The organism is Variovorax sp. 01N429 (assembly GCF_056399425.1).
In genome coordinates this window covers 1-386 of sequence record NZ_JBFTRG010000204.1, presented here as the reverse complement: position 1 = coordinate 386, position 386 = coordinate 1, and the positions used below count along the sequence as shown (strand labels likewise).

At 71.0% G+C, this 386-nt stretch carries 1 protein-coding gene; it reads left to right on the top strand.

Annotated features, from left to right (window positions below):
• The coding region (locus AC1DSF_RS31255) for an HIT family protein (RefSeq protein WP_478184189.1) at positions 1-367 on the top strand (367 nt) is incomplete at its 5' end.
• Positions 368-386: the final 19 nt, after the last annotated feature.

Here is a 386-nt window from a genome sequence, read left to right as displayed (position 1 = left end):
GCGCGGCGAGAGCGTCTATGCGGTGCTCAACCTGTACCCGTACAACGGCGGCCACCTCATGGTCGTGCCGTACCGCCACGTCGCCGACTACACGGACCTCGACGAGCCGGAGACGGCCGAACTCGCCGACTTCACCAAGCGCGCGATGACCGCGCTGCGCAAGGCCTCCGGCGCGCAGGGCTTCAACATCGGCATGAACCAGGGCCACGTCGCGGGCGCGGGCATCGCCGCGCACCTGCACCAGCACCTGGTCCCGCGCTGGGGCGGCGACACCAACTTCATGCCGGTCGTGGGGCACACCAAGGTGCTCCCGCAACTGCTGGCCGACACGCGCGCGATGATCGCCGACGCGTGGCCGGTCGACTGAGCACCCCGCCCGCACACGC